The organism is Micromonospora sp. bgisy143, from assembly GCF_057708145.1.
The window spans coordinates 1-26,619 of record NZ_JBYIRN010000046.1; the positions used below are offsets into that span (position 1 = coordinate 1).

The 26,619-nt window shown below is 73.6% G+C and carries 25 protein-coding genes; 19 read left to right on the forward strand and 6 right to left on the reverse strand.

What is annotated here, in order from left to right; translation table 11 throughout:
* Both AC3EN4_RS30720 and AC3EN4_RS30725 read right to left on the reverse strand, forming a co-directional pair.
* The coding region (locus AC3EN4_RS30720) for a histone-like nucleoid-structuring protein Lsr2 (protein WP_435209917.1) at nucleotides 1-329 on the reverse strand (329 nt) is incomplete at its 3' end.
* A gap of 155 nt (nucleotides 330-484) precedes the next feature.
* A complete protein-coding gene (locus AC3EN4_RS30725) occupies nucleotides 485-1,093 on the reverse strand; it encodes a response regulator (protein WP_435209919.1) in 609 nt (202 codons plus the stop codon).
* Between the two features lie 98 nt (nucleotides 1,094-1,191).
* Here AC3EN4_RS30725 and AC3EN4_RS30730 point away from each other — a divergent pair, with 98 nt between their 5' ends.
* The 5 genes from AC3EN4_RS30730 to AC3EN4_RS30750 all read left to right on the forward strand — a co-directional run bounded on the left by AC3EN4_RS30730 (nucleotide 1,192) and on the right by AC3EN4_RS30750 (nucleotide 6,135).
* On the forward strand, nucleotides 1,192-1,926 hold the full coding sequence (locus AC3EN4_RS30730; protein ID WP_435209921.1) for a sensor histidine kinase: 735 nt from the start codon (nucleotides 1,192-1,194) through the stop codon (nucleotides 1,924-1,926).
* 85 nt (nucleotides 1,927-2,011) lie between these two features.
* Nucleotides 2,012-2,881 carry a manganese catalase gene (locus tag AC3EN4_RS30735; RefSeq protein WP_435209923.1) on the forward strand — a complete coding sequence of 290 codons (870 nt, stop codon included), beginning with the start codon at nucleotides 2,012-2,014 and terminating at the stop codon, nucleotides 2,879-2,881.
* Nucleotides 2,882-2,960: 79 nt separating this feature from the next.
* Nucleotides 2,961-3,242, forward strand: coding sequence for a hypothetical protein (locus tag AC3EN4_RS30740; RefSeq protein ID WP_435209925.1), 282 nt, complete (start codon nucleotides 2,961-2,963; stop codon nucleotides 3,240-3,242).
* Between the two features lie 38 nt (nucleotides 3,243-3,280).
* Nucleotides 3,281-5,611 (forward strand): endopeptidase La, encoded by a 2,331-nt coding sequence (gene lon, locus AC3EN4_RS30745; RefSeq protein WP_435209927.1) that lies wholly within the window; start codon nucleotides 3,281-3,283, stop codon nucleotides 5,609-5,611.
* A 119-nt stretch (nucleotides 5,612-5,730) separates the two neighbouring features.
* Complete coding sequence (locus tag AC3EN4_RS30750; protein ID WP_435209929.1) at nucleotides 5,731-6,135, forward strand: DoxX family protein; 405 nt, start codon at nucleotides 5,731-5,733, stop codon at nucleotides 6,133-6,135.
* 84 nt (nucleotides 6,136-6,219) lie between these two features.
* On the opposite strand, the gene AC3EN4_RS30755 is transcribed toward AC3EN4_RS30750, so the two are convergent.
* Nucleotides 6,220-7,941: a DEAD/DEAH box helicase gene (locus AC3EN4_RS30755; RefSeq protein WP_435209930.1), complete on the reverse strand. Its 1,722-nt coding sequence runs from the start codon at nucleotides 7,939-7,941 to the stop codon at nucleotides 6,220-6,222.
* A 161-nt stretch (nucleotides 7,942-8,102) separates the two neighbouring features.
* Nucleotides 8,103-9,002 carry a hypothetical protein gene (locus tag AC3EN4_RS30760; protein ID WP_435209932.1) on the reverse strand — a complete coding sequence of 300 codons (900 nt, stop codon included), beginning with the start codon at nucleotides 9,000-9,002 and terminating at the stop codon, nucleotides 8,103-8,105.
* A 131-nt stretch (nucleotides 9,003-9,133) separates the two neighbouring features.
* Between AC3EN4_RS30760 and AC3EN4_RS30765 the strand changes: the two genes are divergently transcribed.
* The 10 genes from AC3EN4_RS30765 (at nucleotide 9,134) to AC3EN4_RS30810 (ending at nucleotide 18,353) form a co-directional block, all read left to right on the forward strand.
* Nucleotides 9,134-10,288 (forward strand): sensor histidine kinase, encoded by a 1,155-nt coding sequence (locus AC3EN4_RS30765; RefSeq protein WP_435209933.1) that lies wholly within the window; start codon nucleotides 9,134-9,136, stop codon nucleotides 10,286-10,288.
* On the forward strand, nucleotides 10,285-10,890 hold the full coding sequence (locus AC3EN4_RS30770) for a response regulator transcription factor (protein ID WP_435209935.1): 606 nt from the start codon (nucleotides 10,285-10,287) through the stop codon (nucleotides 10,888-10,890). The genes AC3EN4_RS30765 and AC3EN4_RS30770 overlap by 4 nt, the downstream gene beginning before the upstream one ends.
* A 35-nt stretch (nucleotides 10,891-10,925) precedes the next feature.
* Nucleotides 10,926-11,435: a 2'-5' RNA ligase family protein gene (locus AC3EN4_RS30775; RefSeq protein ID WP_435209936.1), complete on the forward strand. Its 510-nt coding sequence runs from the start codon at nucleotides 10,926-10,928 to the stop codon at nucleotides 11,433-11,435.
* Nucleotides 11,436-11,558: 123 nt separating this feature from the next.
* Nucleotides 11,559-12,275: an ArsR/SmtB family transcription factor gene (locus AC3EN4_RS30780; protein WP_435209957.1), complete on the forward strand. Its 717-nt coding sequence runs from the start codon at nucleotides 11,559-11,561 to the stop codon at nucleotides 12,273-12,275.
* A 110-nt stretch (nucleotides 12,276-12,385) separates the two neighbouring features.
* Nucleotides 12,386-13,411 carry a cytochrome P450 gene (locus AC3EN4_RS30785; RefSeq protein ID WP_435209937.1) on the forward strand — a complete coding sequence of 342 codons (1,026 nt, stop codon included), beginning with the start codon at nucleotides 12,386-12,388 and terminating at the stop codon, nucleotides 13,409-13,411.
* A complete protein-coding gene (locus AC3EN4_RS30790; protein WP_435209939.1) occupies nucleotides 13,408-14,205 on the forward strand; it encodes an isocitrate lyase/PEP mutase family protein in 798 nt (265 codons plus the stop codon). Before AC3EN4_RS30785 ends, AC3EN4_RS30790 begins: the two co-directional genes overlap by 4 nt.
* Before the next feature lie 135 nt (nucleotides 14,206-14,340).
* Entirely contained in the window at nucleotides 14,341-15,297 is a 957-nt protein-coding gene (locus AC3EN4_RS30795; protein ID WP_435209941.1) for a DUF5715 family protein, read from the forward strand.
* Between the two features lie 4 nt (nucleotides 15,298-15,301).
* Nucleotides 15,302-16,903 carry an asparagine synthetase B family protein gene (locus AC3EN4_RS30800; protein ID WP_435209943.1) on the forward strand — a complete coding sequence of 534 codons (1,602 nt, stop codon included), beginning with the start codon at nucleotides 15,302-15,304 and terminating at the stop codon, nucleotides 16,901-16,903.
* A 54-nt stretch (nucleotides 16,904-16,957) separates the two neighbouring features.
* Nucleotides 16,958-17,785, forward strand: coding sequence for a MerR family transcriptional regulator (locus tag AC3EN4_RS30805; protein ID WP_435209945.1), 828 nt, complete (start codon nucleotides 16,958-16,960; stop codon nucleotides 17,783-17,785).
* A 91-nt stretch (nucleotides 17,786-17,876) separates the two neighbouring features.
* A complete protein-coding gene (locus tag AC3EN4_RS30810; protein WP_435209946.1) occupies nucleotides 17,877-18,353 on the forward strand; it encodes a DUF1203 domain-containing protein in 477 nt (158 codons plus the stop codon).
* Nucleotides 18,354-18,359: 6 nt separating this feature from the next.
* On the opposite strand, the gene AC3EN4_RS30815 is transcribed toward AC3EN4_RS30810, so the two are convergent.
* On the reverse strand, nucleotides 18,360-19,586 hold the full coding sequence (locus AC3EN4_RS30815) for an ArsB/NhaD family transporter (protein WP_435209948.1): 1,227 nt from the start codon (nucleotides 19,584-19,586) through the stop codon (nucleotides 18,360-18,362).
* Between the two features lie 142 nt (nucleotides 19,587-19,728).
* Complete coding sequence (locus AC3EN4_RS30820; RefSeq protein WP_435209950.1) at nucleotides 19,729-21,186, reverse strand: LVIVD repeat-containing protein; 1,458 nt, start codon at nucleotides 21,184-21,186, stop codon at nucleotides 19,729-19,731.
* 140 nt (nucleotides 21,187-21,326) lie between these two features.
* Here AC3EN4_RS30820 and AC3EN4_RS30825 point away from each other — a divergent pair, with 140 nt between their 5' ends.
* The 4 genes from AC3EN4_RS30825 to AC3EN4_RS30840 all read left to right on the forward strand — a co-directional run bounded on the left by AC3EN4_RS30825 (nucleotide 21,327) and on the right by AC3EN4_RS30840 (nucleotide 26,539).
* Entirely contained in the window at nucleotides 21,327-22,019 is a 693-nt protein-coding gene (locus tag AC3EN4_RS30825) for a DUF305 domain-containing protein (protein ID WP_435209952.1), read from the forward strand.
* A gap of 22 nt (nucleotides 22,020-22,041) precedes the next feature.
* Entirely contained in the window at nucleotides 22,042-23,247 is a 1,206-nt protein-coding gene (locus AC3EN4_RS30830) for a sensor histidine kinase (RefSeq protein ID WP_435209953.1), read from the forward strand.
* Entirely contained in the window at nucleotides 23,244-23,909 is a 666-nt protein-coding gene (locus AC3EN4_RS30835; protein WP_422740240.1) for a response regulator, read from the forward strand. Before AC3EN4_RS30830 ends, AC3EN4_RS30835 begins: the two co-directional genes overlap by 4 nt.
* A gap of 146 nt (nucleotides 23,910-24,055) precedes the next feature.
* Nucleotides 24,056-26,539, forward strand: coding sequence for an ABC transporter permease (locus tag AC3EN4_RS30840; RefSeq protein ID WP_435209956.1), 2,484 nt, complete (start codon nucleotides 24,056-24,058; stop codon nucleotides 26,537-26,539).
* Nucleotides 26,540-26,619: the final 80 nt, after the last annotated feature.

Consider the following 26,619-nt stretch of genomic DNA (forward strand, 5'->3'; position numbering starts at 1 on the left):
TCGACGACCTCGACCGGGATCCGGCCCCGCTCGGAAATCTTGTAGCCGTTCTTGACGGCCCATTCCCGGATCGCCCGGTTTTGTTCGCGGTCCATTCCCGCGCCGGTGGGTCGCCCGGGCCGCCGAACTGTCCGCGCGTTGTCCGCCGGGCCCCGACCGATCCGCCGACCCGCATTGATGTATGGGTCCAGCGCCTTACGCAGGACACCCGCATTCTCGTCCGAGACGTCGATGGTGTACGCGACACCGTCGAGACTGAACTCGACCGTCCGATCGGCCTTCCCGCCGTCGAGGTCGTCGGTCAGCACCGTGATTACTTTTCTCGCCATTGCCGATTACTCCCTGTGTGTGGCGGGATGTGTCCAAAGTCTGACCCACCACCCGGGGAATCCGCAACAATATGCGTCCCATTCATTTCGGCGCGTCGCGATTGCGTGCCGCACAAAACAGGGAACCGGCCGTAATCGCAGGTGTCGGTGCGGTGTCAATCGGCGAGCAGGCCGGCGTGGCCGGCGACTGCCGCCGCCTCCGCCCGGTTGGTCACCCGCAGCTTGCGCAGCAGCGCGGCGGTCATTCGTTTCACCGTCCGTTCCGAGACGTGCAGTTCCTCGGCGATGTCGACGGTGCTGCGTCCGGCGGCGATCGCCCGCAACAGGCGACGCTCCTCGCCGTCGAGGTCGACGGCCGCCGCCCGGGTGGGGCCGAGCAGGGCGCGCAGCAGTTCCGCCGGCAGGACCGCCCAGCCGTCGAGGATCGCCAGCAGCGGGGGCAGCAGTTCCTCCGGTTCGCTGGTCTTCGGCAGGAACCCCTCCGCGCCGGCCCGCAGCGCCTCCAGGGCGGGCGTCGGGTCGGTCGAGCCGGACATGGCGACCACCCGCACCCGGGGCGTGGTCCGCCGGATGGCGGCCACCGCCCGGACGCCACCGGGCGGTGGCATGTGCAGGTCGACCAGCGCGAGGTCCGGGTGGCAGCGGCTGATCATGCTGGCCGCCGCGGCGGCGTCCCCGGTCGAGCCGACCACCTCGGCGCGTCCGTCGGTGGTCACCGGAAGCAGCAACTCCAGGCCACGGACGAACAACGGGTGGTCGTCCACGACGGCGAGTCTGAGGTTGGGGGCGTCCGGCATGTCTGGGCCGTTCCCCAGCGGGTACCGATCATGCGGGTATGCACCGATCGGGGGGAGTCGGATGGATGCGCGCACGCCACGGCTGGCAGGGCTTGTTGCGAGGATTGCGGCGGACCGGACCCGGATCGGGCAGCGCACCGTCCCCGGCTGTCGACGCCGACCTGCTGCTGCGGGTGTTGTGTCACGAGTTCCGTACCCCGGTCAGCGCGCTGACCTCGCTCACCCGGGCGCTGGCCGATGACCACAAGCCGCTGACCGCCGCGGACCGGCGGGCGGTCAGTGCGCTGGCCCGCGACCAGGCCGTCCACCTGCAGGGCCTGCTGCGCGACGCGACCGCCGGCACCGGCGCGCTGACACCGGCGGCCGACCGACCGGAGGCGACCGTGCCCCTGGCCGGCCTCCTGCGCGAGGCGGCCGCGCTGGTGCCGGCGGGGCGGCGTCGGGTCCGTGCCACCCGACGGGCGGCCGCCTGGCCGGTGCCGGCCGGCCGTACCCGGCAGGTGCTGGTGAACCTCGTGGAGAACGCGCTGCGGCACGGGCCGGCCGGTGGGCACGTCGGGCTCTACGCCGCGCTGCGCGGCCCCGGACTGAGCATCGTGGTCACCGACGAGGGGCGGGTGGACGAGGGGCTGCTGGTGGCGCTGCGCCGTACCGCCCCGGCGGTCGGGATGTCCGGGCTGGGGCTGTGGATCGTGCGGCACCTGGTGGCGGTGGACGGGGGAGCGCTGCGGGCGCACCGGTTGCGCCCGCGGGGCGTGGCGCTGGAAGTGCTGCTGCCGGCGGTCCGCCCACTGCGCTGACCCGCGCGGGACACGAGTTGGCCCGGCCGGGTCAGGGGGATGGGAATCCTCCTCGGTGCCAGCATCCCGGTACCGAGGAGGTCGCATGTTCAGCCACGTCAAGGACCTGCAGTTCGAGGCGAAGCCGGACGCTCCGGACGCCGCGTTCGCCCGCCGTCTGCAGGAGGTGCTGGGCGGCAAGTGGGGCGAGATGACGGTCGCCAACCAGTACCTCTACCAGGGCTGGAACTGCCGACTTCCCGGCAAGTACAAGGACCTGCTGCTCGACGTCGGCACCGAGGAGGTCGGACACGTCGAAATGATCGTCACGATGATCAGCCGGTTGCTGGACAATGCGCCGCTGGCGCTGTCGGAGGCCGTCGCGGACAACCCCGGCGGCGGGGCGGTCTACGCCGCGTCGAACCCGGCGCACTTCATCCACGGCGGGGGCGGGGCGCTGCCCGTCGACGCCAGCGGGGTGCCCTGGAACGGCGCGTACATCACCGCCAGCGGCAACCTCCTGGCCGACTTCCAGCTCAACGCCACCGCCGAGGCGCAGGGCCGGTTGCAGGTCGCCCGGCTGTTCAACATGACCGACGACCCCGGTGTCAAGCAGATGCTGCGCTTCCTGCTGGCCCGCGACACCATGCACCAGAACATGTGGCTGGCGGCCATCGAGCAGCTCAAGGAGGACGGCCTGGAGGACATGCCGGTGCCGGACGCCTTCCCGGACTCGGAGGAGTTCACCGCCGAGTTCGGCTACACCTACCTGGGCTTCTCCTCGGGCACCGACGCGGCCCAGGGCCGTTGGGCGTCCGGGCCCGCGCCGGACGGCAAGGGCGAGTTCCGGTACGACGACAACCCGCGCGCGAACGCCCCGGAGCCGGTGCTTCCGCCCGGTGACCCGCGGCTGTACGGCACCAACCCGGGCCTGGCCGGCGGTGTCGTGAACACCGTCAAGAGCAAGCTCACCTGAGGTCGTCCCGTCGGGCCGGCCGTCCCCGCACGGGCGGCGGCCCGACGAGGCCGCCCACCCACCGGACGAGGAGAACCGCATGTCTGTCGTCGCGCCCACCCGCGATTCCGCGGTGGTCCCGCTGTCGCGTACCCGGGTGAAGTTGGTCGTCTGCACCGTGCTGACCGCGCTCGCCGTGGGGGTCGGGTTGCCCGCCCGGCTGGTCCTCGCACTGGCGCTGACCAGCCTGGCCATCCCCGTCGCGGTGGCGCTGGCCGGGGGTGGCCGGGCGGTCCGGGAGCTGCTGCTGCCGATGCGCCACCGGACGCCGGACAGTGGTCTGGGTCACACACCGGAACAAGGGGAACGCTTTGTTACTTGAGTGAGACACGCTCAACTCAACGCGATAGCAGGTGTTCGATGGCAACTCTTCCGGTACTTCCGCTGACCGACGCCGTGTTGCTGCCCGGCATGGTCATCCCGGTGACCCTCGACCCGACCACCCAGGCCGCCATCGACGCGGCACGGGCGACCGGCGACCGCAAGCTGCTGGCCGTCCCGCGTATCGACGGCGAGTACGGCCCGATCGGCGTCGTCGCCACCATCGAGAAGGTCGGCCGGCTCCCCGACGGTGAGCCCGCCGCCGTCGTCCGTGGCCTGTCCCGCGCGCGCATCGGCTCCGGCGTGCCCGGTCCCGGCGCGGCGCTCTGGGTCGAGGCGACCGAACTCGACGAACCCGCTCCCGCCGGCCGCGCCCGGGAACTCGCCCGCGAGTACCGCGCCCTGGTCACCTCGGTGCTCCAGCAGCGCGGGGCCTGGCAGGTCATCGATGCCGTGGAGCGGATGACCGACCTGTCCGAGCTGGCCGACTCGGCCGGCTACGCGCCCTGGTTGACCCTGGACCAGAAGACCGAACTGCTGGCCGCGCCGGACGTCACCGCCCGGCTGGAGCTGCTGGTCGGCTGGGTGAAGGACTACCTGGCCGAGCAGGAGGTCACCGAGCAGATCAACAGCGACGTCCGCGAGGGCCTGGAGAAGTCGCAGCGGGAGTTCCTGCTGCGTCAGCAGCTCGCCGCGATCCGCAAGGAGCTGGGTGAGGAGGAGCCGGACGGCTCGGCCGACTACCGCTCCCGGGTGGAGAGCGCCGAACTGCCGGAGAAGGTCCGCGAGGCGGCCCTGCGCGAGGTCGGCAAGCTCGAGCGGGCCAGTGACGCCTCCCCGGAGGCGGGCTGGATCCGTACCTGGCTGGACACCGTGCTCGAGATGCCGTGGAGCACGCGTACCGAGGACAACACCGACCTGGCCGCGGCCCGGGCGGTGTTGGACGCCGACCACGCCGGCCTGGCCGACGTGAAGGACCGCATCCTGGAGTACCTGGCGGTGCGCAACCGGCGGGCCGAGCGCAACCTCGGCGTGGTCGGTGGACGCGGCTCCGGCGCGGTGCTCGCCCTCGCCGGTCCTCCCGGGGTGGGCAAGACCAGCCTCGGCGAGTCGGTGGCGCGTGCCCTCGGACGCAACTTCGTCCGGGTGTCGCTCGGCGGCGTCCGCGACGAGGCGGAGATCCGCGGTCACCGGCGCACCTACGTGGGCGCGCTGCCCGGCCGGATCGTCCGCGCGCTGCGCGAGGCCGGCTCGATGAACCCGGTCGTGCTCCTCGACGAGGTGGACAAGCTGGCCGCCGGCTACGCCGGTGACCCGGCCGCCGCCCTGCTGGAGGTGTTCGACCCGGCCCAGAACCACACCTTCCGGGACCACTACCTGGAGGTCGACCTGGACCTGTCCGACGTGCTCTTCCTCGCCACGGCCAACGTGGTGGAGTCCATCCCCGGTCCGCTGCTGGACCGGATGGAGCTGGTCATGCTGGACGGGTACACCGAGGACGAGAAGGTCTCCATCGCCCGCGACCACCTGCTGCCCCGGCAGCGGGAGCGGGCCGGGTTGACCGCCGACGAGGTGACCGTCGCCGACGAGGCGCTCGGACTGATCGCGGGGGAGTACACCCGTGAGGCCGGTGTTCGACAGCTCGAACGGGCCCTGGCCAAGATCCTGCGCAAGGTGACGGTGGCGCTCGCGACCGACCCGTCGCCGGTACGCGTCGACACCGACAACCTCAGCGGCTACCTGGGGCGGCCGAAGTTCACCCCGGAGTCGGCCGAACGGACGGCGGTTCCCGGTGTCGCCACCGGGCTCGCGGTGACCGGTGCCGGCGGCGACGTGCTCTTCATCGAGGCGACGAGCATGGAGGGCGAGCCGGGGCTGACCCTGACCGGCCAACTCGGCGACGTGATGAAGGAGTCGGCGCAGATCGCGCTGTCGTACCTGCGCTCCAACGGGCGACGGCTCGGCATCGACCCGAACGCCCTGGCCGGGCGGCGCATCCACGTCCACTTCCCGGCGGGCGCGGTGCCCAAGGACGGCCCGAGCGCCGGCATCACCATGGTCACCGCCCTGGCGTCGCTGGTCACCGGCCGCCCGGTCCGTCCCGAGTTCGGGATGACCGGTGAGGTGACGCTCTCCGGTCGGGTACTGCCGATCGGCGGGGTGAAGCAGAAGCTGCTCGCCGCGCACCGGGCCGGCCTCACCGAGGTCATCATCCCGAAGCGCAACGAGCCGGACCTGGACGACCTGCCGACCGAGGTGCGCGAGGCGCTGACCGTGCACACCCTGGCCGACGTGGCCGACGTGCTCGCCCTGGCGCTGCGCCCGGCCGACGTCGAGGCGCTGGACGGACCGGCGCTCTCCACGGTCTGACGCTCCACCTCGATGACCCCCGCCGTCCCCGTGACGGCGGGGGTCATCGATGTCCGTACTGTCTCGCGGTAACGCTCCTGCGCACCCTCCGCCGCGAGGCGGTCCCCCGGAGGTAACCCGTGAACCTGCCGCTCTGGGTCATCCAGATCCTGCTCGCCGCCGTCTTCGCCGGCGCCGGACTGGCCAAGCTGACCCAACCCAAGGACAAGCTGCGCGAGATGATGCGGTGGGTGGACCCCGTCCCGCCGTCGCAGGTCAAGGCCCTCGGCGCGGTGGAGGTGGCGGCCGCCCTCGGGCTCGTGCTGCCCCCACTCACCGGCATCGCCACCGTGCTCACCCCGCTTGCCGCCGTCGGGCTCGTCATCGTCATGACCGGCGGCATCCTCGTGCACCTGCGCGACCGGAAGAGGCGCGACACGGCCGCCGAACGTCAGCGGGAGATCCAGGGCGCGATCACCTGCGCGGTGCTGCTCGTGCTCGCCGCCGTGGTGGCCTGGGGCCGCTTCGGCCCGTACGCCTTCTGAGGCCCCGATCGACTTCTGAGGCCCCGTACGCCTTCTGAGGGCGCGTCGGCGACCGCCGTACCCGGCGGTCGCCGACGGCTCGGCTCAGCGCTCGTCGCGGCCGCGGTCGCGGCGCACGGTGGCCTTGCGGCCCTTGATGGTGCTCTGGCGCAGCCCGGAGATCACCTCGTCGGCGACGCCCTGGGGCACCTCGACCAGGGAGAACCGGTCGGCGATCTCGATCGAGCCGATGTCCCGGCCCCGGATGCCGGTCTCGCCGGTGATCGCGCCGACCAGGTCCTGGGGGCGTACCCCCGCGCGCCGGCCCAGGCCGACGAAGACCTGGACCGTGTTCCCGCCGCCCGAGCGTGGCCGGCCGCCACCGCGTCGGTCGCCGCCCCGCCCGCCGAACTCCGCGCGGCCCTCGCGGGGCGCGCGGACCGGGACCTGCGGGATCTCCTCCTCGTCGTCGGAGCCCGGCGACGTCACCTCGTGGGCCAGCTTCACGGCGGCGAGCGCGACCTCCATCAGGTCGAACTCGTCGGTGAGCGTCTCCACGATCACCCGGTACGGATCGAGGTCGTCCTCCAGCAGACTCTCGCGCAGCGCCGCCTGGGTCAGCTCCAACCGGCGGGTCCGCATGTCCGCCACGGTCGGGATCTTGTCGATGGTGATCCGTTGGCCGGTCACCCGCTCGATCGTCTTGAGCATCCGGTGCTCGCGCGGCTCGGCGAGGGTGATCGCCACGCCCTCGCGCCCGGCCCGGCCCACCCGACCGATCCGGTGCACGTACGACTCGGGCGCCGACGGCACGTCGTAGTTGACGACGTGGGTGAGCTGTTCGACGTCCAGCCCACGGGCCGCCACGTCGGTCGCCACCAGCAGATCCGCCGTGCCGGCGCGCAGCCGGCCCATCACCCGGTCCCGCTGTTCCTGGCTCATCCCGCCGTGCAGCGCCTCGGAGCGGTAACCCCGGCCGTTCATCGTCTCGGTGAGCCGGTCCACCTCCTCGCGGCTGCGGCAGAACACGATCGCCGCCGTGGGTGACTCCACGTCCAGGACCCGGCCCAGCGCGGCCGGCTTGTGCGCGCGGGTCACGATGTACGCGCTCTGCCGCACCCGGGGCGCCTCGCCCGCGACCGGCTGCTCCCGGCCGATCTCGATGCGGACCGGGTCGGTCAGGTGCTGGCGGGCCATCCCGTCGATCCGCGACGGCATGGTGGCCGAGAAGAGCACCGTCTGACGCTCGGCGGGCGCGTGCTCCAGGATCGCCTCGATGTCCTCGGCGAAGCCCATGTCGAGCATCTCGTCGGCCTCGTCGAGCACCACCGTGGCCAGGCCGCCCAGGCGCAGGGTGCCCCGGGCGATGTGGTCCAGCGCGCGCCCCGGGGTGGCCACCACCACGTCGACGCCGCTGTCGAGTGCCCGCAACTGCCGCCCGATGGGCTGCCCGCCGTAGATCGGCAGCACCCGCGCGCCCAGGTCCTTGCCGTAGCGGTGGAACGCCTCGGACACCTGCACCGCCAGCTCCCGGGTCGGCACCAGCACCAGCGCCACCGGGTCCCCGCCGTCGCGGTGGGCCGGCATCCGGTGCAGCAGCGGCAGCGCGAACGCCGCCGTCTTGCCGGTGCCGGTGGCGGCCTGACCCAGCAGGTCCTGACCCTCGATCAGCGGTGGGATGGCCTCCCGCTGGATGGGGGTCGGCTCCTCGTAGCCGAGGGCGGACAACGCGCCCAGCAGTTCGGCGCGCAGCCCCAGGTCCGTGAAGGCGGTCACATCGGGGTCGCTGGCGGTCGGTGCGTCGTGCTGTGCAGGTGCGGAACTCATGTGCCAAGCCTTTCATCACCCCGCCGGGGCCGCTGCGCCGACCGGCACAACACGGCTCGCGGCCATCCAGGCGCCCTGGTGATCAAGAAGTTCGCGTCAGGAATCGTGGTCAGCCTGACGCGAACCTCTTGATCACCGCAGGTGTGTGGACCGTGGGCGGATCATGCATCGGTGGTGAGGATCGCCAGGATCATGATGCCGGCCAGTACGACGTCCAGGACCCCGCAGAACTCCGCGTAGCCGCGCGGCACCACCCGACCGCTGCGGTGGTGCACCACGTCCCAGCCGGCGTGCGCCAGCCACCCCAACGCCACCAGCCACGCCGCCGTCCGTCCACCAGCCAGGATCGCGACCAGCGTCAGGGTGACCCAGACGGCCAGTCCGGCCAGTTGGGTGGCGAGCACGCCCGGCCCGCGCAGCGTCCGCCGGAACAGGCCGATCAGCAGGTAGCCGCCGGGCAGCACCAGCATCGTCCACGGGCTGAGCACGGTCGGGTCGAGCCACATGTCCACGGTCAGCAGCAGCGCCAGCCAGGCCGGCCACCGGCGGGCGAGCGCCACCACGGCCGGGTGCCGGGGTACCGCCGTCGGCGCGTGGTGCCGATGCCGCAGTGCCACCGCCACCATCGCCGGCACCATCAGCAGGTGCCCGCCGAGCAGCAGTGCGTCACCGTCCAGCAGGCCGGCCCAGAACGGCACGAACAGCAGCAGGAACGGGACGTACATCGCGGCGGCCATCTCGCCCACACCCCGCCAGTGGTGCCCCCGGTAGCGCATCCACACGCTCATGCCCACGGTCATGTTCGTGGCCATCACCATCGCGGCCACCTCCGGGCGAGCCAGCGTCGCGTCGACCCCGAGCAGGGTGCCGGCCGCGTCCCACAGCGGGCCGAGCAGCAGCATCCCGACGACCATCGCGATCGCCATCTCGCCGAGGTGCCACCACCACCCCCGCGTCCCGCCGGTCGCCGCCGTGACCGGGGGCGCCGGCTGGCCGTCCGGCAGGGGCGCGGTCAGGGGTACGACGGGTGCGGTGTCGGCGTCCATCCGTGTCTTCTGCATGCCTCGACCCTGCCGGCCGCGGCGCGCATTGAGCAGATGCGTCGGTCACCGGAAAACCGTGCGGGCCGCACGGTTGGACCGTGACAGATCGCAGGGGTGGACCGTGCGCGCAGCGGTCCTAGGATCGACGCGTGTTGAGTGAGGCGGGGACTCCCCGGGCGGTCCGCCGGTTGCGCCGGGCCCGTCAGGCGACGCTGCTGTCGCTCGTCACCGGCGTCTGGGCGAGTCTCCTGCTGCCCGTGGTCGGTCTGGTCCGTGAGCCCGAGCCGGCCCGTGCGGCGCTCGGCGCGGTCGGCGTCCTCGCCTTCGTGGCCGCCCAGACCGCCGTGCTGTACGCGGCCGTGACACCGTGGCTCGATCCGCGCTGGCGTCGCCGCGCGCACCTGGCTCTGGCCGGGGCGGCGGTGCTGACCGTTCCGCTGGTGGGACCGGTGGCGGCCGGCGCCTGGCCGACGTGGGCCTGGCTCGGGGCGGCGCTGATCGGCATGGCGCCGCTGCTCGCCCGGCCGCGGGCCGCGTTCGCGGTGGCGGCCCTCGTCCTGCTGGTGTCGGTGGCCGTCGCCGAATGGACCGGCGGTTCCGTCTCCCGCCACCTGGCGGTCACCGGCGGGGTCGGTGCGGGTGTCGCCGCCCTCAACGGCTTCCAGGTCTGGTTCTGGGATCTCCTGGTGGACGCGCGGCAGGGCCAGGCCGCGCAGGCCCGGCTGGCCGCCACCGAGGAGCGGCTGCGCTTCGCCCGCGACGTGCACGACGTGCTGGGCCACCGTCTCACGGTGATCGCCCTCAAGGCCGAACTCGCCGCCCGGCTCGCCCCGGTCGACCCCGACCGGGCCGGTCGGGAGGCTGCCGAGGTCCAGCGGCTCGCCGCCTCCGCCTTGACCGAGGTACGTGAGACCGTGCACGGCTACCGCGTCGTGGACCTCGACGAACAGCTCACCGCCATCGTGGGGGTGCTGCGGTCCTGCGGGGTGCGGTGCACGGTCCTGCCGCCGCCGGCGGACCTGCCGCAGTCCGCCGCCACCGAGCTGGCGGCGGTGCTGCGCGAGGCCGGCACGAACGTGCTGCGGCACAGCCGGGCCGACTGGTGCCGGATCCGCATCGACCGGGAGGACGACGTGGCCAGGATGACCGTGGTCAACGACGGCGCCGACGACCGGGGCCCGGACGCCCACAGCCAGGGCCTGCGCGGCCTGGCCGACCGGCTCGCCGCCGCCGGGGGCGATCTGCGGGTACGCCGGGAGGACGCCGTTTTCACGCTCGAGGCCACCGTGCCGGTGACGACGTGATCCGCGTCCTGCTCGCCGACGACGAGGACCTCGTCCGCGTCGCGGTCGGCGCGCTGCTCGGCCTGGAGCCGGACATCGAGGTGGTGGCACACGCCGCCGACGGGCCGACGGCGGTCACCGCGACGCTCGCCCACCGACCGGACGTGGCCGTCGTGGACCTGGAGATGCCCGGCCTGGACGGCATCGCGGTCGCCGCCGAGCTGACCCGGGCGCGGCCCGAGTGTGCGGTGGTGGTCCTCACCGGGCACGGCCGTCCCGGTCACCTGCGCCAGGCACTGGCCGCCGGCGCCCGGGGCTTCCTGCCCAAGGGCTCGCCCGGTGGCGCGCTCGCCGACGTGATCCGCCGGGTGCACGCCGGCGGCCGGTACGTCGATCCGTCGCTGGCCGCCGACGCGTTGACGCTGCCGGCGTGCCCGCTGACGCCCCGCGAACTGGAGACGCTGCGGCTGGCCGAGTTCGGCGCACCGGTCGCCGTGATCGCCCGCCGGGTGCACCTGTCCACCGGCACCGTGCGCAACCACCTCTCCGCCGCCGTGCAGAAACTCGGCGCAGCCGACCGGGCCGCAGCGGTGCGCACCGCCAGGGACAACGGCTGGCTCTGACCCGCGCCGCGCCGCAGCCCCGCTAGCGTGTCTGCGTGCGTACGGTGGAACTGGTCTGCTCGCCCGGGTTGGACGCCGCGATCCGGACGGCCTGGACGCGGCTGGCCGCCGCCGGGTTGCCGAGCCTGGCCCGCAACATCCACCCGACCAACCGGCCGCACCTGACCCTGGCCACCGTGGACGATTTCCCGTCCGGCGTCGAGCATCGCCTGGCGCAGTTGTTCGACGCGGCGCTGCCGGTGCCGGTCACGCTCGACCGGGTCGTCGTCCTCGACGGCAGCGCCCCGCTGGTCTGGCTGGTACGGCCGACGCGGGCGTTGACCGCGCTGCACGCCGCCGTTTGGGACGTCCTCGACCGGGCCGAGGGTCAGCGTCCCTGGCACGCGCCGGGCGCGTGGGTGCCGCATCTCAGCCTGGCGTTGCGGTTCAGGGACGCCGACCTGCGGATGGCCCGTGCCGTCGCCGGCGGGCAGCGTCCGACCGGCGCGTTCGAGGGGGCACGCAGCTACAACGGCGACGACCGCACGGTCACCACCCTCCGCTAGCGTCCCGTGCTTTTGCGACTGGTGGCTGCTGAGCGGTACGACACGTCGAGGGCCGCACTGCTGAACAGCCACGGATCGCCGCGGCAGACTGGGTCGGTGAGTATCGGTACCGACGGTCGGAGAATGGCCGAGCTGGCCGCCCTGCTGGCCGACGGCACCCGCGCGGACATCTGCCTGGCGCTGCTCGACGGCCGCGCCTGGACGGCCGGGGAGCTGGCACGGCGGGCGGGCGTCGCCCCGTCCACGGCCAGCGAGCACATCACCCGGCTGGTCCGGGGTGGGCTGCTCGTCGAGGAGCGGCAGGGCCGGCACCGTTACCTGCGCCTGGCCGGGCCGTCGGTGGCCCGGCTGATCGAGGACCTCGCCGGGCACGCGCCGGCCCCGCCCACGCCGACCACGTCACTGCGCGCGGCGAACGCCACCGCAGCCCTGGCGTACGCCCGGACCTGCTACGACCACCTGGCCGGCCGGCTGGGTGTGCTGCTGTACGACGCGCTGGTGGCCGAACACCGGCTCGACCGGTCCAGCGGGTTGGCACTGACGCCCGGCGGGTGGGCCTGGGCGGCCGGGCTGGGCGTACCGGTGGACGTGCTGCGCGCTGCCCGCCGACCGGTGGTCCGCGACTGCCTCGACTGGACCGAACGCCGCCCGCACCTCGCCGGCGCGCTCGGCGCGGCACTCCGTCGCCGCTTCACCGAGCTGGGCTGGATCACCCAGGGCGCCGGCCGGGCAGTGCGGCTCACTCCGGTTGGCCGCCCGGCCCTGGCCGAGAGCCTGGGCGTGCCCGTGAGCGCCCTCGTCCCCGGCACGCACCCGGTGCCGTCCAGCGGCCGAGCCTGACCCGCCGGCCGTCGAGCCTGAGCCGCCGCCCGCCGCCCGCCGCCCGCCGAGGTGCCGCTGTGCCGGACTGTTCGGTGGGGAGCGAACGGTTCGGGTTCTACGGTCGAGCGGTGATCGACATCTGGCCTGACATCGCCCCCGTCGCGGAAACGCCGGCGTGCGGCCCGCCCAGCCTCGGGCCGGACGGCGGGTGGTGCGTGACCCGGCACGCCGACGTCCGGGCGGCGCTGACCGACCCGAGGTTCCGGGTCCCCGCCGTCGACAGCGGTCCGCCCGGCACGCTCGCCTGGCTGCGCGCCTCGGTGAGCAGGTTCAGCCCGCCGGAGCGGCACGCCGAGCGCCGCACGATCGGGGTGCGCGCGTTGGCCGGGCTGGACCCGGACGAGCTGCGGCACGAGGCGGCCCGGCTGACCGTCGCCCTGCTCGACCGGGCCGGTGATCGCCTCGACGTGATGCGGGACCTGGCCCGGCCGGTGCCACTGCGGGTCCTGGCCGATCGCCTCGGCTTCGCCGATCCGGCAGCCGCCGCGACGGCGGTCGCCGTCGTCGCCGCGGCGTACCACCCGGGGGTGGACCCGGCACTGACCGCGCGGGCCGACCGGGCGGTGGCGGCCCTGCTGGCGCTCTGCCCGCCGGCCCCGCTGGAGGTTCGAGCCAACCTGATCGGCCTGCTGGTCCAGTCGTGCGACGCGACTGCCGGCCTGATCGGCGTCGCCGCTCACCACCTGCTGCGCCCGGCCGTCGCGAGCACGGCGGGCACCGCCGACCTGCTGGCCGAGGTGCTGCGCCTCGATCCGCCGGTTCGGGCCACCCGACGGGTCACCGTCGAGGCGGTACGACTGGGCGGACGCGACCTGCCGGCCGGCAGCCCGGTGCTGCTGCGCTTCGACGCGGCCAACCGTGACCCGCTGGCGTTCGGTGAGCCGGAGGCGTTTCGACCCGACCGGCCGGGTGGCGGTCTGCTCACCTTCGGCGCGGGGGAGCGCGGCTGCCCCGGTGACCGGCATGCCCTCGCGTTGGCCAGCGGGGTGCTCGACGTGCTGGGGGAACGCTGCCGGCGCATCCCGACGCCGCTGCGCCACGAGCCGCACCCGACCCTGCGCGTCCCGACCACCGTGGAGGTGAGTGTCCGATGATCGAGCGTCGTGCCGCGTTCCATGCCCTGCACCACACCGGCCGACCCCTGCTGTTGCCCAACGCCTGGGATCACGCCTCGGCGGCGGCGCTCGCCGCGCGTGGCCATCCGGCGGTCGGCACCACCAGCCTCGGGGTCGCCGCGACCGCCGGCCTTCCCGACGGCGCGGCAGCCACCGCCGAGGAGACCCTGGCCCTGGCCCGTCGGCTGGCCCGGTTGCCGGTGCTGCTCAGCGTCGACGTCGAGGCCGGGTTCAGCGACGACCCGGCCCAGGTCGCCGGGTACGTGGCGGAGTTGGCCGCCCTCGGTGTGGTCGGGATCAACCTGGAGGACGGGCGCTCCGACGGCACCCTTGCCGATCCCGAGGGCGTCGCGGAGAAGATCGCGGCGGTGAAGGCGGCGGTGCCGGACCTGTTCGTCAACGCGCGCACCGACACGTGGTGGCTGAACGTGCCCGACCCGCTGCCACAGGCCCTCCGTCGAGCCCACGCCTACCGGACGGCCGGCGCGGACGGCATCTTCGTGCCCGGCACCGTCGACGAGGCGACGCTGCGCCTGCTCACCGAGCGGCTCGACGCGCCGGTGAACGCGCTGTACCAGCCGGGCGGGCCCGGACTGACCGAGTTTGGTCGCGCCGGAGTGGCGCGGGTCAGCACCGGCTCCCTGCTGTTCCGGGCCGCGCTGGGTGCCGCGATCGCCGCCGCCGACGCGGTCCGGGCTGGAGGGGGCGCCGCACCGGCGGAACTGCCGTCGTACGCCGAGGTGCAAAGTCTGGCACCGGCGGACGGCGACTGACGGTCCCTGCCGGCGCTGGTCGCCGCGTCCGTTCAGGGGTAAATCGGAGGATTGTTCGGTCGGCACCCCGTCTCGGTGATTACGGTGTTTTCAGGGCGATTCACCTAGCGTCGTGACCGGAGAAGGGACGCCGTCATGCGAGTGCCCAGCCGTAGTCCGGGGCAACAGCCCGCGTCGCCCACCGCCCCACCTCGCCGCCGGTCGGCCGGCACTGCCGCCCGACTCCCCAACGCCGCGCCTGACCTGGTCGCCTACCGGGCGGCGGTGGCCGACCTGCTCGTCGAGGTGGGGGCCCTGGCCGACGCCACCAGCACCCGGGCCCGTCAGGTGCTGATCGACGAGCGGCTGCGCGAACCGGCCCTCGCGGCGGTCCTCGACGCCACCCCACAGGGCCTGCTCGGCGCACGGGAGACGCTGCTGTTGGAGATGGCCCGTTACCAGCCGAACGAGCGCACCTCGGCCCGCGACCTCACCGCGCTGGTCCGGATCTACCTGCTCTCCCGCATCGACGTGCTGTGGTGGCAGGACGCCCCCGTGTTCCGCACCGACGACCAGGTCAACGGCAGCGCGGAGCTGGTCGACCTGGAGTGGCTGCGCCGCCGGGACCTGCTGCGCTTCCGGTACCAGGAGCAACCCGCGACCGTGCTCGGCCGGGCCGCGCGCGGACTGCGCCGGCGGCTGCGTCCCGACGCGACCCCGCACACCGCCGGTCTGCTGTTCCGCCGCGGCCGCCGGGAGGTGGTCGCGCTCCTCAACGAACTGGGCCGGGAGTTCGCCGCCGTCGCGCCTGCGGGCACCCCGCCGCTCTGGGTGACGAGCCTGGTCCGCAGCACCGAGCACCAGTACCGGCTGCGTCGACTGGGGTACGCGGCCATGCTGCCCAGCGGCCACTGCCTCGGCTACGCGGTCGACGTCGAGCTGGCCTGGTTCACCCGGTTCGGCGCGCGCGACGCCCTCGCGGAGCTGCTGCTGGCCCGGCAGGAAGCCGGCGACCTGAACGTGATCGACGAGGGGCAGGCCTGGCACCTGTGTCTCGCGCCCACGGCCCGGCGTCGGCTGCGCCGGGCGTACGAAGCCGAGATGGGGGTCTGAGACCGTGTGCGGCATCGCTCTGAGTCTCGGCCCCGAGGCCGACCCGGCGACGTTCCGGCGGATGCTCGCCGTCCTCGCCCCACGCGGCGAGGTCACCGAGACCCGCTGCGAGACCGGACTGCTCGCCGGCACCCGCCGGCTGCGCGTCGTCGACCGCGACCGGGCCGTGCAGCCCTGGACCTCGACCGACGAGCGGTGGCTGCTCTGCTTCAACGGCGAGATCTTCAACCACGGTGAGCTGCGCGCCCAGCTCACCCGCCTCGGGCAGGTGTTCCGCACCGACAGCGACACCGAGGTGCTGTTGGCGGCCTTCCAACAGTGGGGCGAGTCGGCGGTGACCCGGCTGCGCGGCGAGTACGCCTTCGCCGTCGTCGAACGCGTCACCGGCCGGGCCTACCTGGCCCGCGACCCGCTCGGCGTGAAACCGCTGTACTGGTCCCGGCGGCCGGGCTGCCTGCACCTCGCCTCCGAGGTCAAGGCGCTCGTCGGGCAGCACGCCCCGGTCAGCGAGGTGCCACCCGGGCACCACGGGTGGGCGGAGCCGGACGGCGCGGTGCGTCTGCGCCCGTACGTCGACCTGCTCACCATCGGCCAGGGCCTGCCGGTCATCGACGACCCGGACGAGGCCACCCTGCTCGTCCGGGCCGCCCTGACCGACGCCATCCGGATGCGGGTGGAGACCGACCTGACCGTCGGCGTCGTCCTCTCCGGTGGGCTGGACAGCTCGTTGACGCTGCGGCAGGTCCGCGACATCCACCCGGACTGCGTGGCGGTGACGGTCGGCGTGCCGGACAGCCCCGACGTCGCGTACGCCCGCCGGCTCGCCGCCGACCTCGACGTGCCGCACGTCGTGGTCGAGCTACGGCCCCGCGACATCCGGCTGGCCGACGTCCGCGAGGCCATCCGGATCTCCGAGCTGACCGAGTACGGCGACATCATCAACGCCGCCGTCTCGGTGCCGATCTTCCGGCGGCTACGGGACGTGGGCGTCAAGGTGGTGCTCACCGGTGACGGCTCCGACGAGCTGTTCGGCGGGTACCCGATGTACCGCCAGGTCGACCCGGTCGCGTCCCGCCGGCTGTTCCTGCACCGGATCCGCAACCTGTTCCGGACCGAGTTGCAGCGGGTGGACCGGACCGCCATGGGGCACGGGGTGGAGGCGCGCGTGCCGTTCCTCGACCTCAGCGTCGTCGAGCTGGCGATGCGGCTGCCGCTGGACCTGAAGGTGCGCGACGGCCGGGAGAAGTGGATCGTGCGGCGGGCGTTCGCCGACGTGCTGCCCGACTACGTGCTGCGGCGGCCGAAGCACCCCATGTCGTACTCCTCCGGGCTGCACGAGCGGGTCCGGCTCTACAAGCCGCTGTTCGCCCGGATGCACCGGGCGTTCGGCTACGACCTGCTGGAGCCGGTCCGCCGCGACTTCGACACCGTGCTCAGCCGGTGCGGCAACGACCTGGACCGGGCCATCGCCGACGGGCTGAACCGGCCCGACTACACCGTCCTGGAACACGCCCGCGACCTGGTCGGGGCCGCGAAGTGGAACGCGGCGCCGATGGTCCGCCGGCTGGTCGGACCCCGCCCGGTCCGCCGCTCACCGGTGGGCTGACCCCCTTCCGACGCTTGACTCTGACACCGTGTCAGGGACCAGCGTGAGGGGATCATGTTCACCATCGGAGACTTCGCCAGACTGGGCCGCGTGTCGGTGCGGATGCTGCGCCACTACGACAGCATCGGCCTGCTCCGGCCGGCCAGCGTCGATCCGCACACCGGCTACCGCTTCTACCGGGCCGAGCAGTTGCGTCGGCTCAACCGGGTGATCGCCCTCAAGGATCTGGGGCTCACCCTGGAGCAGGTGCGGGGGATCGTGGACGAGGCCGTCGACACCGCCGAGCTGCGCGGCATGCTGCGGCTGCGCCGCAGCGAGCTGGCCGCCCGGCTGGCCGCCGACACGGCCCGGCTCGCGGCGGTCGAGGCGAGGCTCCGGATGATCGAATCGGAGGGTCGGATGACCAACCAGGACGTCGTACTCAAGGAGATCCCGCAGGTCCGCGTGGCGGAGCTGACCGCCGTCGCCGCCAGCTACCAGAGCCAGGACATCGGCCCGGTGATCCAGCCGCTCTATCCGGAGCTGTTCCGCCGGCTCGACGCCGCCGGGATCACCCCGTCCGGCCCGGCCATCGCCTGGTACGAACCGGCCGACGACGAGGGCGAGGCCGTGGTGGTGCACGCCGGGGTGAGCGTCGGCGGCGGTGTCGCGGCGGTTCCCGGTGTGACAGTGCGGAACCTGCCGACGGTCGGGACGGCCGCGACGACCGTGCACCACGGCTCGATGGACGACGCCGACCGGAGCGTCCAGGCGCTGGCCCGATGGATCGAGGACAACGGGTACCGCCCGGACGGGTTCGCCCGCGAGGTGTACCTGGAATATTGCCAAGACTCCCCGGAGCAGGGCGTGACCGAGCTTCAGCTCGCCGTCACCCGCGCCTGACGGTCACGCTGGCGGCTGCCGCCCGGGCCGCCCGCAGCGCCAGGCCCGATCACCGCCAGCACCCGCCGTGGCATCGGGGCAGGCTGGACGCATGACAACCACCGCCACCTTCCTCGTCCACGCCGTGCCGGCCGCGGCGCTGGAGCTCGTCCGGCGGACCGGCCGAGACGCCGCCGGCCAGCGCGTCGAAGGGCGCCTGGCCGGCGGCGGGGAGCCGCTGCGCTGTTGCCTGCGCGACGCCGAGGCGGGGGAGGCGGTGCTGCTCGTCGGCTACGCCCCGCCGATCGCCGCCGTCGCGTACCGGGAGATCGGGCCGATCTTCGTGCACACCGCCGCCTGCCCCGGCCCGGACCACGGCGGCGGCTACCCGCCGGGCTGGCGGGGACGTGCCCAGGTCCTGCGGGCGTACGACCGGCAGGGACGGATCTGCGGCGGCCGGCTGCACGACGGCGCGGACCCGGAGGCGGTGATCGCGGAGCTGTTCGCCGACCCGCAGGTGCACCAACTGCACAGCCGCAATGTGATCTACGGCTGCTTCATGTTCGTGGTGGAGCGGGCCGGCGGGTGACGGCCGTCAGCTCACCAGGAGCAGCGCGCCGACCGCCGCGAGCGTGCCGACGACGGCGAGCAGGCTGCTGGTCAGCACGAACCGCTTCAGCGGCACCGTCACCCCGGCCGCCCGGCAGCGTTCGAACCACAGCAGGGTGGCCAGCGACGCCCACGGCGCGGCCAGCGGGCCGACGTTGGTGCCGATCAGCACCGCCAGCAGGCGGGTGTGGTCGGCGGGCGGCAGCACCGACTCACCGGCCAGGTACGCCGGCAGGTTGTTGACCGCGTTCGCCAGCAGCGCCCCGGTGCCGCCGGCCCGCACCGCGCCGGCCGCCCCGCCGTCGGCGCCCACCAGGCGGGCCACCAGGTCGTCCAGCCCGTGCCGGCCGAGGGTCTGCACCACCAGGAAGAGGCCGACCACGAAGAGCAGCAGCCGTACCGGCACCAGGGCGGGGCGCAACGTCGCGGGGGAGCGGACCACGAAGCCGACCAGCACCAGCGCGAGGGCGACGCTGGAGGCGAGCCCGATCTCCACCCCGGCGAGGATGCCGGCGACGAAGAGCAGGCAACCGGCGAGCGCGGTGCGGTGCAGCACCGGGTCGGCCGGTACGTGCCGGGCCGGTGGGACGAAGCGTCCCCCGTCCGGTCGTTCCCGCCGCCACCAGGCGTACCAGAGCAGCGTCATGGTGACCGCCACGGCCGCGAGCTGCGGCAACGCCATCCGCTCGGCGTACGCCAGTGGGGTGAGGCCGACCCGGTCGGCGGCCAGCAGGTTCGTCAGGTTCGACACCGGCAGCAGCAGGCTGGCGGTGTTCGCCAGCCAGACCGTGGTGACCGCGAGGGGCCCGGCCGGGACGCGCAGGCTGCGGGCCAGGGCGAGCAGTACCGGGGTGAGCAGCACGGCGGTGGTGTCGAGGTTGAGCACGAGGGTGGTCACCGTGGCCAGGCCGCCGCAGAGCAGGAACAGCGCCGCCCAGCGGCCCCGGGAGGCGATGGCCAGCCGGCTGGCGAGCACGTCGAAGACGCCCGCCACGGCGGTCAGTTCGGCCAGCACGATCACGGTGCCGAGGAAGAGCAGCAGCGGCAGGATGCGGTGCAGGGTGGCCGTGGTCTCGGCGCGGGGCAGCAGCCCGGTCAGCGCGCAGACCGCGCCGGCCACCGCGAGGACGACGGCCACCACGTCGAGCGGGTGGGGACGCCGGCGCGCGGTCGGCTCGGGCGGGGCCGGCGGCGCGCCGGCGGCAGACTTCACAGCTGACCACGGTGACACAGCGTCCGGTCAGGTGCTCGTCAACTCCGGGTGCGGGTGACCAGGCACACCGCCCGGGCCGGGGGCCGGACGCGGCCGGGCCCGGCCCCCTCGACGGGGGCCGGGCCCGGGTCGCGCGTCGGTGCTACCAGCTCAGGTAACCGGGCTGGGTCTGCACGTTCAACTCCTTGAACCGGGTCAGGTTCGCCGACCAGGTCCGCCAGTCGTTCAGCTCCAGGACGTCCAGGCCCTTCTGGATGTCGTTGGAGTAGATGTTGCCGTTGTAGTAGTACGTCGACCAGGCGCCGCCGGTGAGGGCCTGGGTGTCGGACAGCGGGCCCCGCTCCCAGTAGGCGATCTCCTTGGGATGGCGCGAGTCGGTGAAGTCCCAGACCGAGATGCCGCCCTGGTACCACGCCTGCACCATGATGTCCCGCCCGAGCACCGGGATCAGCGAGCCGTTGTGCGCCACGCAGTTCTCGGTGTCGCCGTTGGTCCGGGGGATCTTGTAGTAGCTGCGGAACTCCAGCTTCCGGGCCGCGCCACGGCCGGTGATGTCGTAGACGGCGTCCGCGCCCCGGTTGGGGCCGACGGTCTCGTTGCAGGTGGCCGCGCCGCCGCCGCCCAGCTCGTCGGTGAAGACGACCTTGGTGCCGGCGTTGTTGAAGGTGGCCGAGTGCCAGAACGCGAAGTTCACCGTGTCCCGGACCTGGGTGATCACCTTGGGCGCTTCGCGGTTCTTGATGTCCAGCAGGATGCCGTCACCCATGCAGGCGCCGGCGGCGATGTCCTTCGCCGGGTACGCGGTGATGTCGTGGCAGCCGGTGGTCGCCGAGCCGGTCTCGCTGCCCGGGAAACCACCGTCCGGGAAGAGGTTCGGCGTCGAGATGACAGCCGCCTGGGTCGGCTTCTTCACCGGCACCTTGACGATGGAGATCGAGTCGTGCGGCGGCTGGCAGTCGGGGAACTCGGCCCGTGGGCTGTACGACGAGACGTACAGGTAGACGTTCTTGCGGTCCTTGCCCGGCACCAGCGTGTGGGTGTGCGACCCGCAGGCGGTCTCGACGGACTTGATGTAGCGCGGGTTGGCCTTGTCGCTGATGTCGAAGACCTTGATGCCCTCCCACGACTCCTTCACCGAGGCCGGCTGCGCCACGCTGGCGCACGAGTCGTCGCTGCGGGACGAGTCGGTGGAGAGGAACAGCAGGTTGCCGTAGACGGAGATGTCGTTCTGCGAGCCCGGGCAGTTGACCTGCGCGGTGATCGTGGGCGCGCTGGGCCGGGAGATGTCGTAGATGACGAACCCGTTGTAGTTGCCGGCGAAGGCGTACTTGCCCTGGAACGCCATGTCGCTGTTGAGCGCGGCCGTCGTGTCGAACGGCGCCTGCTTGGGGAGGTTGGCGATCTGCCGCAGGTTGGGGCTGCTGCGGATCTCGTCGACGCCCGGGATGTCGCTGGCGGCGGCGGCCGGTGGTGCCGCGGCCGGTGCGGCCTCCTGCGCGCTGCTCGGCGTCGCCACGGCGACGCTGGTCAGCAGCAGGCCGGTCGCAGCCAGACTGACGATGCGGAGTTGTCGGAGCCGTGCGGTGGCCAACTTGATCATTGGCGGCGCCCTTCGAAAGGGGGGATGACGTTGTCGGTACCTTACCTAGCCTCGGAGATCATCGATGTGAGCTGGGTCACATATGTGTCGAGTCTTCAATGGATAGGATCGCTGCGACCTCGACCTCAGGGGAGTGTGGCATGACTGTCCGACGTGGTCGGTTACTCGCCGTCGTCATAGCGGCGGCCATCGTCGCGGCGCTGGTGGTGCTCGCCATCCGCACCGCCGATGACCCCGGCCGGCCGGCCGCCGCCCCCGCGTCGGCGTCACCCACGCCGACGACCACGGGTTCACCACCGCCGCCGGTCCTCGTGCCCGGCCGCCCGGGGGAGCCGGTCGTCGCCCGGTCCGCGCACGAGCTGCGCGACGACAGTCCACCCCGCTACAACGCGTTGGACACCATCTACGTCCAGATGATGATCCCGCACCACCAGCAGGCGCTGGAGATGAGCGCCCTCGCGGTGGACCACGCGGCCGATCCCCGCATCCGCGCGTACGCCGACCGGATCCGGGCCGGACAGGGCCCGGAGATCAAGGTCCTGCGCGGGTGGCTCGCCACCCGCGGGCTGCCCGAGACGGCGCCCGGCCACGACCACGCCGGCATGCGCGGCATGCAGTCACCCGAGGCGATGCGGCGCCTCGACGCCGCCCGGGGCGTCGAGTTCGACCGGCTCTTCATCACGATGATGACCGACCACCACCAGGGCGCCGTGACCATGGCCACCGACCTGCTCTCGGTCGGGGCCGACGCCACCCTCAACGAACTGGCCACCTCGCTCGCCACCGAGCAGGCCATCGAGATCAACCGGTTGCGCGAGCTGACGCCGCCCTGACCCGCGCCGGCCCGTACGCTGGGTGACCGTGAGACGCACGCTGTTCGGCCGCCCGCTGCGCGGCATCGCCTTCGACGTGGCCGTCTCCGCCCTGGTGGCGTTCGTCGGTCTCGCCTCGGCGGTGTCCCAGCCCGGCGGCTGGGGCGCCACCGGCGTCGGCCTGGGCATGGCGGTGGCGCTGCTGTTCCGCCGCACCCACCCGAGCGCGGTGACCGTCGTGGTGGCGGCTCTCGCCCTGGTCCAGGTGATCGCCCGGTGGGGTCCGCTCGCCTTCGACGTCGCCGTCCTGATCGCGCTCTACAGCGTCGTGAAGTACGGTCGGCGGCTGCGTGACGGCGTGCTGGCCGGCGCGGTCGCCGCCGTGGGCGTGTTGCTCGCCGCCGCGCAGACCCCCGGCGTCGTCATGTGGTGGGTGACCGCGCTCTGGTACGCGCTGGTCACCGGCGCGGTCTGGCTCGTCGCGCTGAACGTGCGGACCCGCCGCCTCTACGTCCTGAGCCTCGAGGAACGCGCCACCACCCTCGAACGCGAACGGGAGGCCGAGTCCCGGGCGGCGGTCGCCGAGGAGCGCACCAGGATCGCCCGCGAACTGCACGACGTGGTGGCGCACAGCATGGCGGTGATGATCGTCCAGGCCGACGGCGCCCGCTTCATGCTCGACCGTGACCCCGAGCAGGCGCGCGCGGCCGTGAAGGTGGTCGCCGACACCGGGCGCTCCGCGTTGGAGGAGATGCGCCGGCTCGTCGGGGTCCTGCGCGACGCCGGCCCCGCCGGGGCGGACGTGGTGGCCGCCGACCCGGAGCACCGCCGGTTGGCCCTGGCCGAGCTGCCCGACCTGCTGGCCCGTTTCCGCGACGCGGGGCTGCACGTCCGCAACGAGGTCACCGGCCAGCCACCGGCGCTGCCGCCGGGCCTGGAGCTGACCGTCTACCGGGTCGTGCAGGAGGCGCTGACCAACGCGCTCAAGCACGCCGGCGTCGGCGCCACCGTTGAGGTGCGGATGACGTACGCCGCCGACGCCGTCGAGGTCCGGGTCGTTGACGACGGCCGAGGCCGCCCGGTGGTCAGCCCGGCGCCGCCCGGCGGTCACGGTCTGCTCGGCATGCGCGAGCGCGTGACGGTGTACGACGGCAGCCTCACCGCCGGCCCCGAGCCGACCGGGGGCTGGCAGGTGCGGGTACGGCTCCCGCTACCGTCGGAGCCCTCAGCGGAGGTGATCGCGGCATGACGGTCCGGGTGGTGATCGTGGACGACCAGGCGCTGGTGCGCGCCGGGTTCAAGATGGTGCTGGACTCGCAGCCCGACCTGGCGGTGGTCGGGGAGGCCATCGACGGCGCGGACGCCCTGCGCGTGCTGGCCCGCACCGAAGCGGACGTGGTGGTGATGGACATCCGGATGCCGACCATGGACGGCGTGGAGGCCACCCGCCGGATCTGCGCCGACCGGCCGTCCGGTCCGCCCCGGGTGCTGGTGCTGACCACCTTCGACACCGAGGCCGACGCGTTCGCCGCGCTGCGGGCCGGCGCGAGCGGCTTCCTGCTCAAGAACGTCCCGCCGGAGGAGCTGCTGGACGCCATCCGGGTGGTCGCGCGGGGCGACTCGGTGGTCGCCCCGTCGATCACGCGACGGCTGCTGGACCGCTTCGCCGGCCAGCTCGGCGTCGCCCCGACCGCCGACCCCCGGCTGGCCCAGCTCACCGAGCGGGAGCGGGAGGTTCTGCTGCTGGTCGCCCAGGGCCTGTCCAACGCCGAGATCGCCACCAAGGCGCACGTCGCCGAGGCGACGGTGAAGACCCACGTCGGGCGGATCCTGGCGAAGCTGCAGCTGCGTGACCGGGTGCAGGCGGTCGTGCTGGCGTACGAGAGCGGCCTGGTCACGCCCGGGCGCTGATTCGCCGTACGACCCGAGTCGTACGGTCGGTGCGCCCGTGCGCCACCTGCGGCGTACGGGGATCGAGCGCGCAGGTGGAGATCGATCCGCCCGGACCGGCCATAGCGTCGAGGGGTCCGATCCGCGCCGGCACCGGGAGCCCGCACATGATCCGCCTGACCCTGCGTACGCTGCGCGCCGAGGCGTTGCGCATGCTGCTGTCCGCGCTCGCCGTGGTGCTCGGTGTCGCCTTCGTCGCCGGCACGCTCATCGTCGTGGACGGGATGCGCGCGGGCGCGTACCAGCGGGCCGGCGCGTTCGACCGGCACACCGACCTCGGCGTCTACCCGGACGGGACCAAGCCGCTCCCGGCGCGGCTCGTCGACGAGGTCCGGAGGGTCGACGGGGTGGCCGCCGCGGCCGGTGAGCTGCTCGGCGCCGGCGGACTCCTCGGCGCCGACGGCCGGCCGGTCCTCGGCTACGCCGTGCTCGCCGCCATCCCCACCGAACCGGCCCTGCGCTCGTACGACGTGGTCGCCGGTCGCCTGCCCGAACACGCGGGCGAGGTGGTGCTCGACGCGCCGACCGTGGCGCAGGAGGGCTTCGCGCTCGGCGCTCCGGTACGCGTCGGCGGGACCGACGGGCCGGCCCGCCCGTACACCCTGGTCGGCACGGTCGACGTGGCGGGCAGCGTCCGCGACGTCGGCGGACCGTTCATCGGTCTGGTCGGCGCGGACGCGCTCGCGCTCACCGGCGGGCGTGGCTATGACCGGATCATGGTGGCGGCCCGCCCGGGTACGGCCCAGGCGGCGCTGGCCGACCGGCTGCGCGCCACCGTCGGGAGCGCCGACGTCGAGGTGAAGGGCCGCCAGCAGATCCTCGACGAGGCCGTCGAGGACGCCGTCCGCAATCTGAACCAGTTCCTCATGCTGCTGCTCATCTTCGTCGGCGTCGCCGTGGTGGTGGCCGGCTTCGTGATCGCCAACACCTTCGCGATCGTGCTGGCGCAGCGCACCCGGCGGACCGCGCTGCTGCGCCTGGTGGGCGCGACCCGGGGGCAGGTCTTCCGGGCCGCGCTGGTGGAGTCGGCAGTGGTCGGTTCCGTCGCGTCCCTGCTCGGGGTGCTGCTCGGGGTGGGCCTCGCCGCCGGTATGCGGCTTCTGATGTCCCGACTGGACGTGCCGCTCGCCGGCGGGATGACCATCACCGGCTCGACCGTACTGACCAGCCTGCTGCTCGGCACCGGGCTCACCGTGGCCGCCGCGCTGCTGCCGGCCTGGCGGGGCACCCGGGTCGCCCCGGTGGCCGCGCTGACCGACGCGGCCGTGCAGCCGGCCCGGGGCGCGGGACGTACGCGGCTGGTCCTCGGCGCGGTGGTGCTGGGCGCGGGAGTCGCGGCGCTGACCGGCGCGGCCAGCGCCGCGCAGGTGCTCCTCGTGGCCGTGGGCGGTGTGCTGGCCTTCTTCGGCATCGTGCTGTTCGGCCCGGTCCTCGTCCCGGCGCTGGTCCGGCTGATCGGCTGGCCGGCCCGCCGGGTGTTCGGGATGACCGTCGGTCTGGCCGTGGCGAACGCGGTCCGCAATCCGCGTCGGATCGCCGCGACGGCGACCGCCCTGGTCATCGGGATCGGGTTGGTGTCGGCGTTCGTGGTGGGCGCGCGCAGCACCAAGGACGGCATCGAACGCAGCGTCGACGCCGAGATCGGAACGGACTTCGTGGTCAGCGGCATCGGCCAGGACCTGCCGGCCGCGCTCACCGGTGAGCTGGCCGCGCGCCCCGAACTGGGCGTGGTGCACGAGCAGCGCAGCGTCGTCACCGACGACATCGAGGTCCGGGCCGCCCACCCGGCGCTGGTCGGTCGTACGCTCTCCGGCGTGCGGGCCGGCGATGTCGACCGACTCGGGCCGGGGCAGGTGCTGGTGCACCAGGAGCTGGCGCGGGCGCGCGGCTGGCAGGTCGGCTCCGCCGTCACCATCGAGGGGCGGACGTTCCGGGTGGCCGCGGTGGTCGCCGACGACACGCCGGCCATGGTCGGCAGCGCGGCGCCGGAGGGACACATCGTCGAGCTGGACGACCGGGACTTCGCCGTGCTCTTCCCCCGCCAACGGGGTTTCCTGGCCGAGATCGACCCGGCCGGCGGCGTGAGCGCCGCGCAGGCCCGCGCCGCCATCGAGACCGTGCTCGCCCGCTACCCGACGGCGAACCTCATGGACCAGGGCGCGTACAAGAAGATGCTCACCGGCACGGTGGACATGCTGTTGGCGTCCGTCACCGCGCTGCTCGGCCTGGCCGTCGTGATCGCCCTCGTCGGCGTGGCCAACACGCTGAGCCTGTCGGTGGTCGAGCGCACCCGGGAGAACGGGGTCCTGCGGGCGGTCGGGCTGACCCGCAACCGGATGCGGGCCATGCTCGCGGTCGAGGCGATCCTGATGACGCTCGTCGGCGCGGTCCTCGGCATCGGGCTGGGCACCGGCGTCAGCGCCGCGGGCATGGCGCTGCTGGCCCGCCTCGGCGGGGACTTCCACGTGGTGCTGCCCCTCGGCCAGCTTGGGCTGATCCTCGGCGTGGCCGTGCTGGCTGCCCTGCTCGCCTCGGTGCTCCCGGCCCGCCGGGCCCTGTCGCGGCCCGTCGTCGAGGCGCTCGCCGACTAGGCGGTGTCTTCAAAGGATCTTGGTGGGGCAGGATATGGCACGTGCCTCGATGGACTGAGTCGGACTCTGGCGTTCGTGCT